The organism is Sphingomonas glacialis (assembly GCF_014653575.1).
Taxonomy (GTDB): Bacteria; Pseudomonadota; Alphaproteobacteria; order Sphingomonadales; family Sphingomonadaceae; genus Sphingomonas; species Sphingomonas glacialis.
The window spans coordinates 195,351-210,856 of the sequence record NZ_BNAQ01000004.1 but is presented as its reverse complement, the minus strand read 5'-3'; the positions used below and the strand labels follow the sequence as shown (position 1 = coordinate 210,856).

At 67.2% G+C, this 15,506-nt stretch carries 15 protein-coding genes; 8 read left to right on the top strand and 7 right to left on the bottom strand.

Features of this window, described 5'->3' with window-relative positions; all coding sequences use genetic code 11:
- Window positions 1-5 precede the first annotated feature (5 nt).
- Window positions 6-1,388, top strand: coding sequence for a hypothetical protein (locus tag IE187_RS14380; protein WP_133187245.1), 1,383 nt, complete (start codon window positions 6-8; stop codon window positions 1,386-1,388).
- 9 nt (window positions 1,389-1,397) lie between these two features.
- Window positions 1,398-2,576, top strand: a complete 1,179-nt coding sequence (locus tag IE187_RS14375) for a vWA domain-containing protein (RefSeq protein ID WP_189676813.1) — start codon at window positions 1,398-1,400, stop codon at window positions 2,574-2,576.
- 6 nt (window positions 2,577-2,582) lie between these two features.
- Here IE187_RS14375 and IE187_RS14370 read toward each other — a convergent pair whose 3' ends face one another.
- From IE187_RS14370 to IE187_RS14355, 4 genes are all read right to left on the bottom strand, one after another.
- Window positions 2,583-2,726: a hypothetical protein gene (locus IE187_RS14370; protein ID WP_157134576.1), complete on the bottom strand. Its 144-nt coding sequence runs from the start codon at window positions 2,724-2,726 to the stop codon at window positions 2,583-2,585.
- 154 nt (window positions 2,727-2,880) lie between these two features.
- Complete coding sequence (locus IE187_RS14365) at window positions 2,881-4,077, bottom strand: exo-beta-N-acetylmuramidase NamZ family protein (protein WP_189676812.1); 1,197 nt, start codon at window positions 4,075-4,077, stop codon at window positions 2,881-2,883.
- 139 nt (window positions 4,078-4,216) lie between these two features.
- On the bottom strand, window positions 4,217-4,792 hold the full coding sequence (locus tag IE187_RS14360) for a DOMON-like domain-containing protein (RefSeq protein WP_189676811.1): 576 nt from the start codon (window positions 4,790-4,792) through the stop codon (window positions 4,217-4,219).
- Window positions 4,789-5,253, bottom strand: a complete 465-nt coding sequence (locus IE187_RS14355; protein WP_229839420.1) for a hypothetical protein — start codon at window positions 5,251-5,253, stop codon at window positions 4,789-4,791. The genes IE187_RS14360 and IE187_RS14355 overlap by 4 nt, the downstream gene beginning before the upstream one ends.
- A 158-nt stretch (window positions 5,254-5,411) precedes the next feature.
- On the opposite strand from IE187_RS14355, the gene rimO reads away from it, so the two are divergent.
- Genes rimO through IE187_RS14340 form a run of 3 tightly spaced genes read left to right on the top strand, consistent with a single transcriptional unit; the run spans window position 5,412 to window position 8,564 of the window.
- Window positions 5,412-6,743, top strand: coding sequence for a 30S ribosomal protein S12 methylthiotransferase RimO (rimO, locus tag IE187_RS14350; protein ID WP_189676810.1), 1,332 nt, complete (start codon window positions 5,412-5,414; stop codon window positions 6,741-6,743).
- Between the two features lie 46 nt (window positions 6,744-6,789).
- Window positions 6,790-8,181 (top strand): leucyl aminopeptidase family protein, encoded by a 1,392-nt coding sequence (locus IE187_RS14345; protein ID WP_189676809.1) that lies wholly within the window; start codon window positions 6,790-6,792, stop codon window positions 8,179-8,181.
- Window positions 8,178-8,564: a hypothetical protein gene (locus tag IE187_RS14340; RefSeq protein WP_189676808.1), complete on the top strand. Its 387-nt coding sequence runs from the start codon at window positions 8,178-8,180 to the stop codon at window positions 8,562-8,564. Before IE187_RS14345 ends, IE187_RS14340 begins: the two co-directional genes overlap by 4 nt.
- Before the next feature lie 91 nt (window positions 8,565-8,655).
- On the opposite strand, the gene IE187_RS14335 is transcribed toward IE187_RS14340, so the two are convergent.
- Complete coding sequence (locus IE187_RS14335) at window positions 8,656-9,408, bottom strand: SDR family oxidoreductase (protein WP_189676807.1); 753 nt, start codon at window positions 9,406-9,408, stop codon at window positions 8,656-8,658.
- 450 nt (window positions 9,409-9,858) lie between these two features.
- On the opposite strand from IE187_RS14335, the gene IE187_RS14330 reads away from it, so the two are divergent.
- Window positions 9,859-10,341 (top strand): hypothetical protein, encoded by a 483-nt coding sequence (locus IE187_RS14330; protein ID WP_189676806.1) that lies wholly within the window; start codon window positions 9,859-9,861, stop codon window positions 10,339-10,341.
- A 189-nt stretch (window positions 10,342-10,530) separates the two neighbouring features.
- On the opposite strand, the gene IE187_RS14325 is transcribed toward IE187_RS14330, so the two are convergent.
- Both IE187_RS14325 and tpiA read right to left on the bottom strand, forming a co-directional pair.
- Complete coding sequence (locus tag IE187_RS14325; protein ID WP_189676805.1) at window positions 10,531-11,130, bottom strand: hypothetical protein; 600 nt, start codon at window positions 11,128-11,130, stop codon at window positions 10,531-10,533.
- A gap of 13 nt (window positions 11,131-11,143) precedes the next feature.
- A complete protein-coding gene (gene tpiA / locus IE187_RS14320) occupies window positions 11,144-11,881 on the bottom strand; it encodes a triose-phosphate isomerase (protein ID WP_189676804.1) in 738 nt (245 codons plus the stop codon).
- Window positions 11,882-12,026: 145 nt separating this feature from the next.
- Here tpiA and IE187_RS14315 point away from each other — a divergent pair, with 145 nt between their 5' ends.
- Both IE187_RS14315 and trpE read left to right on the top strand, forming a co-directional pair.
- Window positions 12,027-13,985 (top strand): peptidylprolyl isomerase, encoded by a 1,959-nt coding sequence (locus IE187_RS14315; protein ID WP_189676803.1) that lies wholly within the window; start codon window positions 12,027-12,029, stop codon window positions 13,983-13,985.
- The gene (gene trpE / locus IE187_RS14310; RefSeq protein WP_189676802.1) at window positions 13,969-15,492 is read left to right on the top strand and encodes an anthranilate synthase component I; all 1,524 of its coding nucleotides are present in this window, start codon (window positions 13,969-13,971) and stop codon (window positions 15,490-15,492) included. The genes IE187_RS14315 and trpE overlap by 17 nt, the downstream gene beginning before the upstream one ends.
- Window positions 15,493-15,506: the final 14 nt, after the last annotated feature.

Below are 15,506 nucleotides of genomic sequence, written 5' to 3'. Positions count from 1 at the left end.
ATCGAGTGCAGCGGCAATTTTCCTTCTTCCTCGCGGCGATCATGCTGCTTGGCCTCGGCCTGCGAACCGCCGCGGCGACGGGCGGGCTGTGGCTCGATGAAGCGTGGTCGGCCGAGCTCGCGCACATGGCGGGGACGCCGCTCGGGGTTTTCCTCAAGATCAATCACGACAACAATCACCATCTCAATTCGCTATGGTTGCAGTTCGTCGGATTCGACGCGCCCCCATTGCTGCAGCGCGCGCTGTCGATCGTCGCTGGCACATTGGCGATTCCCGTCGCCGCGGAGATCTTTCGCCGACGCAGCCACGGCATCGCGCTGATCGCAGCGCTGCTGTTCGCCGTCTCGCCGATGGTCGTGACGATGGGATCGGAAGCGCGCGGCTATGCGGGCATGTCGCTCGCCTTGCTCCTCGCGATCCTGCTCATCGATCGCTGGCTGGTCGACGAACGCGGCGAGCGTACGCGGATGCGGCTGGCCTTGTGCTTTGCGCTCGGCGCGCTGTCGCAACTGACGATGCTGTTCGGCTGCATTGCCCTGATCGGCTGGGTGTGCTTGACGCTGTACGCGCGACACGGCGTGGTCGTGGCCGCGAGGCGGGCGCTCGTCCTGTTCTTTCCAGCGGTGATCACGCTCGGCATCGTGCTCGGCGTCCTCGCCGGGGCGGCCTTGGCCAGCCCGCTGGGGTTTCAATTCGGCGATTACAAACCGTTCGAGCTTCTGCTCTTCCTCCACGCGATCGTCGAGATGCTCGGCTACACGATTGGCTGGCCGATCGTTTCGCTCTGGCTGATGCCCGCCGCGCTGATCCTGGTGGTTCTGGCGCGGCGTCTCGGCACCGACCGCGCGATCTTCTATACGCTTGCGATAGCGGCGTTTCCGGTGACCCTCGCCATCCTCCACGCCGGCAATCCCGGGCACCCGCGCTATTACCTGGTGGCAGCGCTTGCCTTGCTGTTGCTGATCGCCGAGGCCAGCGGAACGATGATCGCGCGGGGCGGGTGGCACCGCGGACTCGCTTTGCTCGCGCTGGCAGGAATAACCGCCGGCAGCCTGTGGCAGGATGTCGACCTCATCCGCAACCAGCGCGGAGACCCCACCCAAGCGATCATCGCGATGCGCGCGCGCGCGCCGCGCGGTGGCGTGGTGGTCATCGACCGCTGGATGGGACAAGCGATGCTCGAGGTTGCCGCAGCGCATCTGCACTACCCGATCAGGGTCCTGGCCCCCGGGTGCAAGCCCGTCCGCTTCCTGTTCGTCGATCGGTTCAAGGGCGAGACCTTCCCGGTCGATCCGGTCCGATGCGGGGTACGCTATCGCGCCTTTGCGTCCGCGCGCGCGCATGGCCTGTCCGGATCCCACTGGACACTGTACGAGCGCCGGCCCTAGCATGGCGCCATGTTCCTAAATTTCCTCGACGAGCTCCGCGCCGCCGGCATCCCCGCCAGCCTCAAGGAGCATCTGCTCCTGCTCGAGGCGCTCGACGCCGAAGTGATCGACCGCACGCCCGAGGATTTCTATTATCTGTCGCGCGCCGTCTACGTGAAGGACGAGGGGCTGCTCGACAAGTTCGACCAGGTCTTCGCCAAGGTGTTCAAGGGCATCGCCACCACCTTCGGCCAGACCAGCGCCGATATCCCCGCCGACTGGTTGAAGGCCGTCGCCGAGAAATATCTCAGCCCTGAGGAAATGGCGAAGATCGAATCGCTCGGTTCGTGGGACGAGATCATGGAGACGCTCAAGAAGCGGCTCGACGAGCAGCACGAGCGCCACCAAGGCGGCAGCAAGTGGATCGGCACCGGCGGCACCAGCCCGTACGGCAATAGCGGCTACAATCCCGAGGGCGTCCGTATCGGCGGCGAAAGCGTCCACAAGCGCGCGCTGAAGGTGTGGGACCAGCGCGACTTCAAGAACCTCGACAACACCAAGGAGCTCGGCACCCGCAACATCAAGATCGCGCTGCGCCGCCTGCGCAAGTTCGCGCGCGACGGCGCGGCGGACGAGCTCGATATCGACGCGACGATCGCTGGCACCGCGCGGCAGGGCTGGCTCGACGTCGTGATGCGCGCCGAGCGGCGCAATGCGGTCAAGCTGCTGCTGTTCCTCGATGTCGGGGGATCGATGGACCCGTGGGTCAAGCTCTGCGAGGAGCTGTTCTCGGCGGCGACGACCGAGTTCAAGAACCTCGAATTCTTCTATTTCCACAATTGCCCGTACGAGGGCGTTTGGAAGGACAACACCCGCCGCTTTTCCGAACGGACGCCGATGTGGGACGTGCTCCACAAGTTCGGCCATGATTACAAGCTGGTGTTCGTCGGCGATGCCTCGATGAGCCCGTACGAGATCACGCATCCCGGCGGCTCGGTCGAGCATTTCAACGAGGAATCGGGCGCGGTGTGGATGCATCGGCTGACCAACACCTACCCAGCGGCGGTGTGGCTCAACCCGATCCCCGAACAGCAATGGGGCTATTCGCAGAGCCTGCGCATCATCCGCGAGCTGATGACCGACCGGATGTACCCGCTGACGCTCGCCGGCCTCGACGAGGCGATGCGCGAGTTGACGCGCAAGCGGTGATCCGGGTCAGGCCGGCATCGCCTGGAGTTTCTGCAGATAGGTCTCGACGAGGACGAGGCGGCGCTGGCGGCCCTCCTCGGTAACGGCGCGAGCGGCGGCAAGGCGTTCTGCGACGACACGGCGCATGTAGAAGTGACGATCGGATTCCACGACGTTTCTCCGGCACACGATACGACCCCCCCGGGCCGGCAATCGATAGAATTGTCATGGAATACCGAGGGATGAAGCGCCACCTTCGAATCCCGTCACACCCCCGAGTCGTTGCGCAAGCGCGACGAAACGAGTGTCGTATCCGTCCTATCGCTCAATAGAGCAGGAAACGCGCCCGCGACTCGGCCCAATCGGCCTCGTCGGGCTGTGTCATCGCGTCCAAGTCGCGCGGCGTCGCTGCCGAGTCGTCGGTCCACTCGCGCAAGCCCGGGCCGCCATTGATCACGTCGATCGGCAATTTCCCAAAGGCATATTCGTACGGGAAATCGCGCCACAGATCGTAATCGGGATACAACCCACGGATCGCCTTGAACGCCAGCGCCTGGACGCGCCATGGACGGAACGCGGCGTGATGATAGCCCGGACCCTCCGCATGGATGTGAACACCGTTGCATAAGGTCTTCACATGCTTGTGGAAAGTCGGCTCGAACCAGATGTCGCGCAGCTGGCAGCCATCGAGCCACTCGGGCGCCAGCCGACGCATTTCGACCACGACCGCGCGGGCGTCGATATCGGGGGCGCCGAACAGTTCGAGCGGACGCGTCGTGCCGCGGCCTTCGGACAGCGTCGTGCCCTCGAGCATCACCGTGCCGGGGTAAGCGCGCGCCATCATCACGTTGGGGGCGTTGGGGCTGGGGTTGATCCACACGCGGTCGCTCGGCCAGCCGAAACCCGGCGCGACGTCGGGCTGCCAGCCCTCCATTTCGATGACGCGATATTCGACGTCGAGTTTCAGCAGGTCGATGAACCAGTGGCCGAGCTCGCCCATCGTCAGGCCGTGGCGCATCGGCATTGGCCCGGCGCCGACGAAGCTTTCCCAGCCTGGCAGCAGAGTCAGCCCCTCGATCGGCCGGCCGATCGGGTTCGGGCGGTCGAGCACCCACACCGTCTTGCCGTGCTCGGCGGCGGCCTCGAGCACGTAGCGCAGCGTCGTGATGAAGGTGTAGATCCGCGTGCCGAGATCCTGCAGGTCGACCAGCATCACGTCGAACGTGCTCATCGATTGCCCGGTGGGTTTGCGCACTTCGCCATACAGGCTGAACACCGGCATGCCGTAAGTCGGATCGGTAAAGTCGGGCGACTCCACCATATTGTCCTGCAGGTCGCCGCGTACGCCGTGCTGCGGGCCGAACATAGCGGTGACAGTGAGCCCCGCCGCGATTAGCGCATCGACCGAATGCGTCAGGTCGGCGGTGACCGAGGCAGGATGCGCGAGCAAGGCGACGCGCTTGCCCTCTAGCGGGGCGCGCAAGGCGGGGTCGGCGAGGAGGCGATCGATACCGAATTTCATGGGTCAAAGGTCTCGCTGGTTCGTCCGTTCCCCGGCGAAGGCCGGGGCCCAGTCGCGACCGCGATCGTTGGCGAGCGCTGCGTCGGCAAACCGCTGTTCCACGACTGGGCCCCGGCCTTCGCCGGGGAACGAATTGGGGTCAAGGGTGGTCGGCGGCCGGGAGGGTCGCGATAAAGCAATCCCGGTTGTGGAAATCGGGCGGCCCGTCGGTGTGGGCGAGCGCCCAGAAGGATTTGGTGCCGTCGGTTTCCTCGATCACCGCGGTCAGCGCCATCTCGAACGGCCCCCTGGGGAGATCGGAGAGCGATTGCTCGACTTCGACGAGATACGCCGAATTGTCATCACCGCGGTCGACACGGGGGTCGACCGTGAGCGGCAGATCGTGCCCACCCGCGCGATGCGCCGCGAAGCGATACGCCGCCCAGCGAGTCGAGGGCGAATAGTTGAACTCGACATAGCCGGAATCGCCCGCCACGCCGAGGAACAGCTCGCAGCACGTCGTCTTCCAGAGATCGTCGGTGCGCGCCGCCGCGACCCAATCGGGCAAGGCGACATGGTCGTTGCCCTCGACCATGAAGGTCAGCAGCAGCGTGTCGCCGTCCCTGATGACATCGACATCGACCGCTTCGACCGCGGTGGGCGGCAGATCGGGATGCGCGACCAACCGGTAGCGCGTTGCCAGCGGCCGCGGGGCCTCGGGAATAAATTCGCTCAACAGCGTCGCTCCTTCGTGTTCCATGCGGGGATCAGCCGCAACCGCCGCTTGCCCCAATAGCTAAGGTCCATCGAGACGCGGACCGGCGCGCCCTTGCGCGTGTAGACGATCTGGTCGCCGCGCTCGCCATCGCCCGTGCTGCAATTCTGCCAGCCCTGTTTCTCGAGCGCGTCGGTGATCTTGTAGACGGCATATTGGTCGTCCGCGTGCCACAGCGTCAGCTGGTCGAACCCGCCGCCGCCATCATGGCCGACCAGATCGACCGCCGCTTCATACGGCCCCGCGCCTTCGAACCTCACGTCGTGACGGCGGCAGCGCAGGCGCCCCCAATCGGGCTGGACGCAGTCGGTGAAGCCCGCGCGGCGCGCATCGCCGACGCTGCCGCTGACGGGCAGGCCGGCATAGCGAACCGTCGCCGGGGGCGGTCGGTCGGGACTACACCCCGCCAGGAGGAGCAGCACGGCCAGCCAGGATGCGCGATGGGTCATGCGGCCGAGGGAATAAATGCGATCGCGCCACCGCGATAGCCAAGAATCGGCCTGCCAGAGCACGCGCGCGCAGCGCCGCGACGGCTAGCGCTGGAAAATTCGCGCGAACACGCCTATGTGCCGCCGTTCACATGGCAACAACACTCCCCTCCCCGCCGAAGATCGGCATGGTCTCGCTCGGCTGTCCCAAGAATCTGGTCGATAGCGAGCGGATCCTGACCAAGCTGCGCAGCGATGGCTATGCGATGTCGCCCGATTATGCCGGCGCCGACGTCGTGCTCGTCAACACCTGCGGCTTCCTCGATTCGGCGAAGGAAGAATCGCTCGAAGCGATCGGCGAAGCGATCGCCGAGAACGGCCGAGTCATCGTCACGGGCTGCATGGGCAAGGAAGCGGAGATGATCCGCGCCAAATTCCCGGGCATCCTCGCCGTCACCGGCGCGCACCAGTACGAAGAAGTCGTCGGCGCAGTGCACAAAGCGGCACCGATGCCGCCGAGCGCGTTCCTCAACCTCGTTCCCGACAGCGGCCTCAAGCTCACCCCGCGCCACTACAGCTATCTGAAGATCTCAGAAGGCTGCAACCACCGCTGCAGCTTCTGCATCATCCCCAGCTTGCGCGGCGACCTCGTCAGCCGCCGCCCCGATGCGATCCTGCGCGAAGCCGAGAAGCTGATCGAGGCGGGCACCAAGGAATTGCTGGTGATCAGCCAGGACACCTCGGCCTACGGCGTCGATATCCGCCACCAGCCGCGCATGTGGCACGGCGAAGAAGTCCGCGCGCACATGACGGATCTGTCGCGCGAACTCGGCAAGCTCGGCGCCTGGGTGCGCCTGCACTACGTCTACCCCTACCCGCACGTCGACCAGGTCATCCCGCTGATGGCCGAGGGGCTGATCCTCCCCTATCTCGACATCCCGTTCCAGCACGCCAGCCGCAACGTGCTCAAGCTGATGAAGCGCCCGGCGAACGAGACCAAGGTGCTCGAGCGCATCAAGACTTGGCGCACGATCGCCCCCGACATCGCGATCCGCTCGACCTTCGTCGTCGGCTTCCCCGGCGAGACCGAGGACGACTTCGCCTATCTGATGGACTGGCTCGAGGGAGCGCAGCTCGACCGCGTCGGCGCGTTCCGCTTCGAGCCGGTCGAGGGCGCCGCCGCCAACGACCTTCCCAACCACGTGCCCGACGAAATCAAGGAAGAGCGTTACGCGCGGCTGATGGAGCTCACCGCGCGCATCTCGGCCGACAAGCTCCAGGCCAAGGTCGGCCGCACGCTCGACGTCATCATCGACGCGGTGGATGAAGAGGGCGGCGCCACCGGCCGCTCGAAGGCCGACGCGCCCGAGATCGACGGCGAGGTCTTCCTGCGCGACGCCGGCCACCTCAAGCAGGGCGACATCGTGGCGGTCAGCATCGAGGATGCCGACGAGCACGATCTGTACGGCGTGCCCGTCGCCTGAAACACCCGCGGGTTGCGCCCCGGCGCTGCGCTTCCGATAAAGGGGTATGACCTTCGACCCCGCGGCTTTGCTGCAACCCGATCGCGGCCAGTCCGCGCGCCTCATCCACGTCGTTCGCCCCGAGGCGTGGGAGGCGTGGCTCGGCGCGCAGCCGCCGCGGATCCGCACCGTGGTCGCCGCGCACCGGCTGACCGGCAAGCCCGGCAATCGCGCGGTGCTGCCGGGCGACAAGCCCGAGGATTGGGCGATGCTGCTCGTCTGCAACGAAAGCCTCGACTCACCGTGGCGGATCGCCTCGCTCGGCGAGCAATTGCCCGAGGGAACGTATCGCCTCGCCAATGGCGAGCCCGGCGCGGCGATGCTCGGCTGGTGCCTCGCGCAGCATAAGTTCGATCGCTATCGCAGCGAGGAGACCCCGGTCGGCGCCCGCGTACTGCTGACGGGCGAGCCCGCGCGGATCGAGGAAACCGTTCGGCTTGCCCGCGCCACCGCCAAGGTGCGCGACCTCGTCAACACCGCCGCCGCCGATCTCGGCCCGGCCGAGCTCGAAGCCGAGGCGCAGCAACTCGCCCAGGCGCACGGCGCGACCGTGGCCGTGACCAAAGGCGACGCACTCGAAAAGGGCTATCCGATGATCCACGCGGTCGGCCAGGCCGCCGCACGCGGGCGCGAGCCGCGGCTGATCGAGCTCGAATGGGGCAACCCCGCGCATCCCCGCATCGCGATCGTCGGCAAAGGCGTGTGCTTCGATTCGGGCGGGCTCGATATCAAGCCGTCGTCGGGCATGCGGCTGATGAAGAAGGACATGGGCGGCGCGGCGCACGCGCTCGCGCTTGCCGGACTGGTGATGGCGGCGCGGCTCCCCGTGCGGCTGCACTTGCTGATCCCCGCGGTCGAGAACAGCATTGCGGGCAACGCCTTCCGCCCGGGCGACGTGCTCCGCACGCGCAAGGGGCTGACGGTCGAGAACACCAACACCGATGCCGAAGGCCGGCTCGTGCTCGGCGACGCGCTGACGCGCGCGGTCGAGGAAAACCCAACGCTGATCCTCGATTTCGCGACGCTCACCGGCGCGGCGCGCGTCGCGCTCGGGCCCGATCTGCCCGCGACCTTTGCCAATGACGAGACGCTGGCGGCGGCCTTGCTCGCGGCGGGGACGGCGGTCGGCGATCCACTGTGGCGGCTGCCGCTGTGGGACGGGTATGACGACATGCTGTCTTCGGACATCGCGGACCTCGTCAACGCCCCCGACGGCGGTTTCGCCGGATCGGTGACCGCCGCGCTGTTCCTGCGCCGCTTCGTGCCCGAGGGCACGCCCTGGGCGCATTTCGACACCTTCGCGTGGCGCCCGACTTCGAAGCCCGGGCGCCCCAAGGGCGGCGAGGCGCTCGGCCTGCGCGCGGCCTGGGCGATGCTGAAAGGGCGCTTCCCGGCATGATCTACATCCTGATCAACCTCGTGCCGATCCTCGTCGCGACGCTGATCGGGCTGATGCTGGGTGCCGCCTATCACGTGGCGTTCGGGCGCGGCCGCGTAGCGGTCAGCGTGATCGTCGTGGCGGCACTCGGCCTGTTCTGGTTCGCGTCAATCCTCGCCGGCGCGCTGATCCTTGCGCCGCCCAAGGCGGCACCGTGGATCATGGCGGTGGGCAGCGCGGTGGTGATCTGGGCGGGGTTCGTGTTGCCGGTGGTGGCCGTCACGCAGCGCTACCACGGCGCGGCGCCGCGGCGGATCGTCGGGGACAGCCTGTTCTGGCTGGTGACGATGGTGGCGCAGGCGGTGGCTATGAAGCTGATCGGACTGGTCCCGCCGCCGGCTTGATGTCGGCGAGCGGTTGAACGTCAATTATTGGTGGGGAGCAGAGGGTCCGCTTTCAGCCGGTTCAAACCGAAAGCGGACTGCTCCAAGATCTTCAGGTTTTTACCGCGGCGTTACCGCCATCGGCCCACAAAGCGGAGCCCGTAACGAAGCTTGCCATATCGCTTGCCAGAAACAATGCCGCGTTGGCTATTTCGTCAGGGTCAGCAATCCGCTTCATCGCATGAAGGCCCGCCGCCCATTCGCGCTGGGCAGCGTCACCTGCCATCTCGGTCGCGGTGCCACCCGGCAAGAGAGCGTTCGCACGGATGCCGACTGCGCCATAATCCGCAGCTATGCCGCGAACCAATCCCATCAGCCCGGCTTTTGCTGTCGCATAGGCACTCATGCCCGGCAGTCCCGCGCTGTTCCCGACGAAGCTGCCCGTAAACACAATAGCACCCGCTCCCTGCTCCAGCATCGTCGGAATTTGCGCGCGGGCTCCGAGAAATGCTGCGGTAAGATTGACTGCCAGCACCTCCGCCCATTCCGAGGGCTGTATCTCGGCGAGCGGTTTCACGGCACCAACCAGACCCGCGTTGTTAAAGGCGATGTGCAATCCGCCAAACGTCGATTGCGCGGCAGCGAGAGCCTGCTGATGCGTCCGCTCCTCTTTTACATCTCCAACGACCGCAAGCGCTCGGCCACCCCGTTCCTCGATCGTCCGAACCAACTGATCTAGAGGATCTTGTCGACGGGCAACCAGAACCACCGCTGCACCGTTCGCTGCAAACAACAGGGCAGCAGCTTTCCCGATTCCCGAACTCGCGCCGGTGATGATGGCGACCTTACCGTCGATCAGTTTCATTCTAGAACTCCGTTCTGTGGAGTATCGCAGCTATGGCAATGGGCAATCGAGGTCGTCTCGTTTCTTGTTTTCAAATCGATGCCATTCTTGGCAATCGGGGCAATCATACCGACTGCTTTCTGGCATCGTTGGGCTTGATCGAACGACTGTGATTGATCGATTTCCGCCGATCCCCTTTTGCGTCAGAACGCGGGCGTCGACGCGTCGGGACCGGGGGTCGCGCTCGCGAAGCGCCAACCCGACAGATCGCGGCAGCCAGCCTGTCCCTGCTGGTGACGGTGATCGCGCAGGCGCTGGCGAGGAAGCGGATGCAACGGGTCCCGCCGGCGGCGGGATCGGCCGGACGGTGATTGCACTGGTATCGCTGGCGCGCCCCGTTGAAATGGGCGAAGCTCTCGATCGAAAGGACCGTCGGAAAATGACTCGCAGTCGGGATTACGGCCCATGCTGATGGCGGCATCGCTCCTGCTCCAATTCTCGGTCGCGACGATGGGGTTGATCGCGCACCCATATACGACGCTCTCCGTCTATCGCTCGTCGCGACCGCGATCTGGACCGGAAACCGAGCAGGCGCATTGGGCGGTGCAGCCGACGGCGAAACAGATCGCAGCGATGCCAGCAGCGCATATCACCGGCGGCGCGCGCGCCATGGTGTATTGCAAGGTCGCTGCGCGGGGGACGCTCACGGGCTGCACGATCGAAGCGGTCGAACCCCATCGTCAGGAGGTCCGGTCGTCCGCCCTTGGCGCGACCTCCCTCTACCGCCTGACCGCAGAGGATCGGCTAAAGGTGCGGGAGTCGAAGAAGCCCCCTTACGTTGCCTTGGTCCTGGTGTTTCCCGACAAGCGCGGACGGCTGCCCACGGACTGCAACCCCGCCTTCGCGTGTGCGCCGTATATCATCGGCCCGCCGCGCGGAAAACCGCGCTCCTGACGTCGGTATCGGGTCACCATTACCCATGACGCTGTCCTACATGTCGGCGGTTATGATATAGACTGTTTCGCTCTTTGACATCGTCGGACCGGCAGGACTGCATTAGCACGAAAACGGAAACGATCGCGATTGTAAACACCGCGTCTTGGGGTCAATCGAGTCAACCGCCCGGCGCCGCGCCTTAAACGATCAGCCAGCGCCCCGCCCCTTCCGCCAGCGCGCCATCGCCGTGTCGTAACGGTCGCGCTCGGCCGCGAGCGCTGTGCTCAGCGCCTTGCTCTCGCGGTCGTGCTGTGAGTCGAGATCGCGCCGCTCGCGGTCGAGCGCGCGTTGGCGGGCGACGAGCTTGGCGTCGGCGGCGCGGTAGCTGCCTTCGAGATCGGCCAGCGCCTGCTCGGCGGCGGCAAGCGCTTCGCTCGAGGGCTTGGGCGGTGGTTCGGGTTTGGGGTCAGCTTTGCGCGGAGCCGACGCCGCGCGCTTGGCCCCGCCCCGACGAACCTTGGCGCGCTCGGCCGGCACATCCTCCGCCGCCTTCGCCGCCCGCGCCGGTAGCGCCGGCAACGCCGCGATCTGCTCGGCGCTCGTCCCGCGCGAACGCTTGATCACCTCGCCCGGATGCGCCAGCGGCTCGGCCATCAATGCGGGATCGCTCACTTCCTGCGCGATCCCGCGCGCGAACAGGTCGTGCTCGCTTCCCCACGCCGCAAGCGCGGCCTTGCGGCTCGGCGCTGCGACATAGGCGTCATGGAACCCGGCCGGCACGACGAAGACCTTGAGCTTCCGCGCCATGCCCAGGGTCCCGCTACGCCGCTTCGATAATCGGCACGAACTTCGCCGCCGTGAGGCTCGCGCCGCCGACCAGCGCGCCGTCGACATCCTCGGTCTCGAGGATCGCCGCCGCATTCGCGCCCGTCACCGATCCGCCATAGAGGATGCGGATCCCGTCGGCGGCATCGCCGACCAGCGTACGCAGCTTGGCGCGAGCGATCGCGTGGACTTCGCCGATCTCGTCGAGCGTCGGGGTGCGCCCCGTGCCGATCGCCCAGCGCGGTTCGTACGCGATCGTCAGCCAGTCGCCCGTCGCGAGATCGGGGACCGACTTCTCGATCTGCGCCTGGACGACGCGCGCGGCACGGCCGGCATCGCGCTCGGCATCGGTCTCGCCAACGCACAGGATCACGCCGAGCCCGTGACGGTGCGCCGCGCTCGCCTTGGCCCAGGCGTCCTGGCTCGTCTCGCCCTGGTCGGCGCGGCGTTCGCTATGCCCGACGATCGTAAAGCTGGCCCCCGCCTCGGCGAGCATCGACGCCGACAGGCAGCCGGTATGCGCGCCGCTTTCGGCGGCATGGACATCCTCGCCACCGAACGCGAAGCCAGGCACCAGCGCCACCGCGGGCGCGATCAGCGTCGCGGGCAGCGCGATCGACACGTCGACCCCGGGCGCCGCGCGCGCCGCCTCGGCGATCAGGACCAGTTCGGCCAAGGCGGCACGGTTGCCGTTCATCTTCCAATTGCCTGCCACCAGCTTGCGTCGCGCCATCCTGCGTCTCTCCCGTTTTGATCGTTGCGCGACAGCGATACCGAAGCGTGCGCGCGGCACAAGTCCAACCGCCTGGGTTGATGCGACCTCGCCTGCCCCCTAAAGCAGCGGCACCACGCTCCAGACAGATTGGCCGTTTCCGACCATGCTCAGCTTTTTCCGCCGAATGATTGCCCACCGGTTCGGAGGCGCGATCGCGCTCGGCTTCGTCGCGTTGCTCGGCCTGGCATTCGTGCTGGGGGACCGCGCCGGCCTGTCGGGCAGCGCCAATCCCGTCGCAAAGGGCGATATCGTCGCCACCGTCGGCAAGAAGACGATCTCGGTCAGCGAGCTGCAGACTGCCGTTCAGCGCGACATGGACGGCTATCGCCAGCAGAACCCGACGCTCGACATGGCGCAGTTCGTCGCGGGCGGCGGGTTCGACGCGACGCTCGAGCGGCTGATCGATTCGACCGCCTATCGCCAGTACGCGCAGGCGCAGGGCATGGTCGTCGGCAAGCCCGCAGTCGATGCGGTGATCGCCGCGCAGCCTGGGCTTTCGGGGCTCGACGGCAAGTTCAGCCAGGAGAAGTATGAAGGCGTGCTGCGCCAGATCGGCATGACCGACGCCGACGTCCGGCTGCAGACCACCGACCAGATCCTCGTCAAGCAATTGTGGCAGTCGCCGCTCAAGGCCAACCAAGTCCCGCTCCAGCTCGCGCTTCCCTATGCGAGCTTACTGCTCGAGAAGCGCGCCGGCACGATCGGCTTCATCCCGTCGCAGGCGGTGCCCGCCGGCGCCGTGCCGACCGATGCCGAGCTGAACACCTATTACACGCGCAACGCCTCGCGCTACCGCGTGCCCGAGCGCCGCGTCGTGCGCTATGCGCTCGTCAACGCCGCCGCCGTTGCTGCCGCTGCGACGCCGACCGCAGCCGAGATCGCCGCTGCCTACCAGGCACAGTCGGGCAAATATGCCGCCGCCGATCTGCGCACGATCGTCCAGGTCGTCGTCGCCGACCAGACCGCCGCCAACGCGCTCGCCGCCAAGGTCCGCGCCGGTACCCCGATTGCACAGGCGGCAAAGGCCGCCGGGCTCGAGCCGGTGACGCTCACCGATACGACCAAGGCGGATTATGCCGCGCAGACCTCGCCGGCGATCGCGAACGCGGCGTTCGGTAGCAAGGCGGGCGACGTCGCAGGGCCGCTGCGCGCGCCGCTCGGCTTCATCGTGCTCAAGGTCGAGAGCCAGCGCGTTCGTGCCGCGACGACGCTCGCCGCCGCGACGCCAGAGCTGACCAAGACGCTCGCAACCCAGAAGACCGCCAAGCTGCTCACCGACAAGCGCAACGCGTTCGAGGATACGCTGTCGAAGACGAGCTTCGACGGGATCGTCGCGCAGCAGAAGCTGGCCGTGCAGACGACGCCGGCGCTGCTCGCGAGCGGCCAGGATATCGCCAACCCGACCGCCAAGCCCGATCCTGCGATCGCGCCGATCCTCACCGCAGCGTTCGCCTCGCATTCCGGCGATTCGCCGCAGACGGTGCCGCTCGGCCAGGACGGCAGCTTCGCGCTGGTCACGCTCGACAAGATCGTCCCGGCCGCACCGCGCCCGCTCGCGCAGATCCGCGATCTCGTGATCCGCGACTTCGAGCTGGCGCGCGCGCAGAAGGCGGTCCGCCAGATCGCCGCGGGTGTCGTCGCCGCAGCCAATAAGGGCATGCCGCTGGCACAAGCCTTCGCCGCGACCAAGCTCAAGCTGCCGCCGCTCCGCCCGATCGCAGGTCCGCGTGCGCAGTTGCTCGCCGATCCGCGCGCGGTCTCGGCGCCGCTGCAGATGCTCTTCGCGATGCCGGCGAAGACGACCAAATTGCTCGAGGCGCCCAACAATGCGGGCTATCTGATCGTCCATCTCGACACGATCACGCCGGGCGACGCGAGCGCCAATCCCAAGGTCATCGCGGGAACGCAGAGCGATATCGGCAGCGTGATCGGTCGCGAATATGTCGCGCAGTTCGGCAAGGCGGTGCAGAACGCCGTCGGCACCAAGCGCAATGCCTTGGCGATCGCCAAGCTCAAGGCGCAATTGATGGGCGGCGTGAGCGCAGATGACCAGCAGCCCTGATCGCGCCGACCGGGTCGCAGCCCGCGCCGCGCTGGCGGCGGGCAAGCCCGCGCTGCTGTGGCAGCGCCAGGTCGCCGACACCGAGACGCCGGTCGCCGCCGCCCTCAAGCTGATCGAGCCCGGCCGCGGCGACTTCCTGCTCGAATCGGTCGAGGGTGGCGAGACGCGCGGGCGGCACAGCCTGATCGGGCTCGCCCCCGACCTGGTGTTCCGCGCGCACGGTGCCGAGGCCGCGATCAACCCGCATTGGCTGACCGACCGCGACGCCTTCGCGCCGTGCGACGCGCCGACGCTCGACGCTTTGCGCGCGCTCGTCGCGTTGTGCCGGATGAACGTGCCGGCCGAGTTGCCGCGCGCGCTCGCCTGCCTCGTCGGCTATTTCGGCTATGAGACGATCGGGCTGGTCGAGCGGCTCCCACGCCCCGCCAACGACGCGCTCGGCCTGCCCGACATGATGTTCGTGCGTCCGACGGTGATCCTGATCTTCGATCGGCTCGCCGATGCGCTGTTCCTCGTCGCCCCGGTCTGGCCCGATGCCAAGCGCACGCCCGAGGCGATCGTCGCCGAGGGCAGCGAGCGGATCGAGGCGACCGCTGCGCGGCTCGCCACGGCCCAGCTCCCCGCCCCTGTGCGCGCCCCCGCCGCGCAGGAGATCGCGCTGACGCCGACGCTCGCGCCGGGACGTTACGCCGAGATGGTCGCAGCGGCGAAGGACTATATCGTCGCGGGCGACATCTTCCAGGTGGTGCTCGCCCAGCGCTTCACCGCGCCGTTCACGCTGCCGCCGTTCGAGCTCTATCGCGCGCTGCGGCGGATCAACCCGTCGCCGTTCCTCTATCACCTCGACCTGCCAGGCTTCGCGCTGACCGGCTCGAGCCCCGAGATCCTCGTCCGCGTGCGCGACGGCGAAGTGACGATCCGCCCGATCGCGGGCACGCGCCCCCGCGGCAAGACCGCCGCCGAGGACGAAGCCAACCGCGTCGGCCTGCTCGCCGACCCCAAGGAGCGTGCCGAGCATCTGATGCTGCTCGATCTCGGTCGCAACGATGTCGGCCGCGTCGCCGAGTCGGGCAGCGTCACGGTCACTGCGAGCTACACCACCGAATTCTACAGCCATGTGATGCACATCGTGTCGAACGTCGTCGGCCGACTGTCGCCAGAGCATGACGCGATCGATGCGCTGCTCGCCGGCTTCCCCGCAGGCACCGTCAGCGGCGCGCCGAAGGTGCGCGCGTGCGAGATCATCGCCGAGCTCGAGGATGCGGTGCGCGGGGCGTATGCCGGCGGCGTCGGCTATTTCTCGCCGGACGGATCGATGGATTCATGCATCGTGCTGCGCACCGCAGTGGTCAAGGACGGCACGATGCACGTCCAGGCCGGCGCCGGGATCGTTGCGGACAGCGTCGCCGAATATGAGCAACGCGAGTGCGAGGCCAAGGCCGGCGCGCTGCTCGCCGCCGCGCGCGAGGCGATCGCGCGCGCGGCGGAGGTCAGTTTCGGGCAGTAATCATCCGGCGGCGA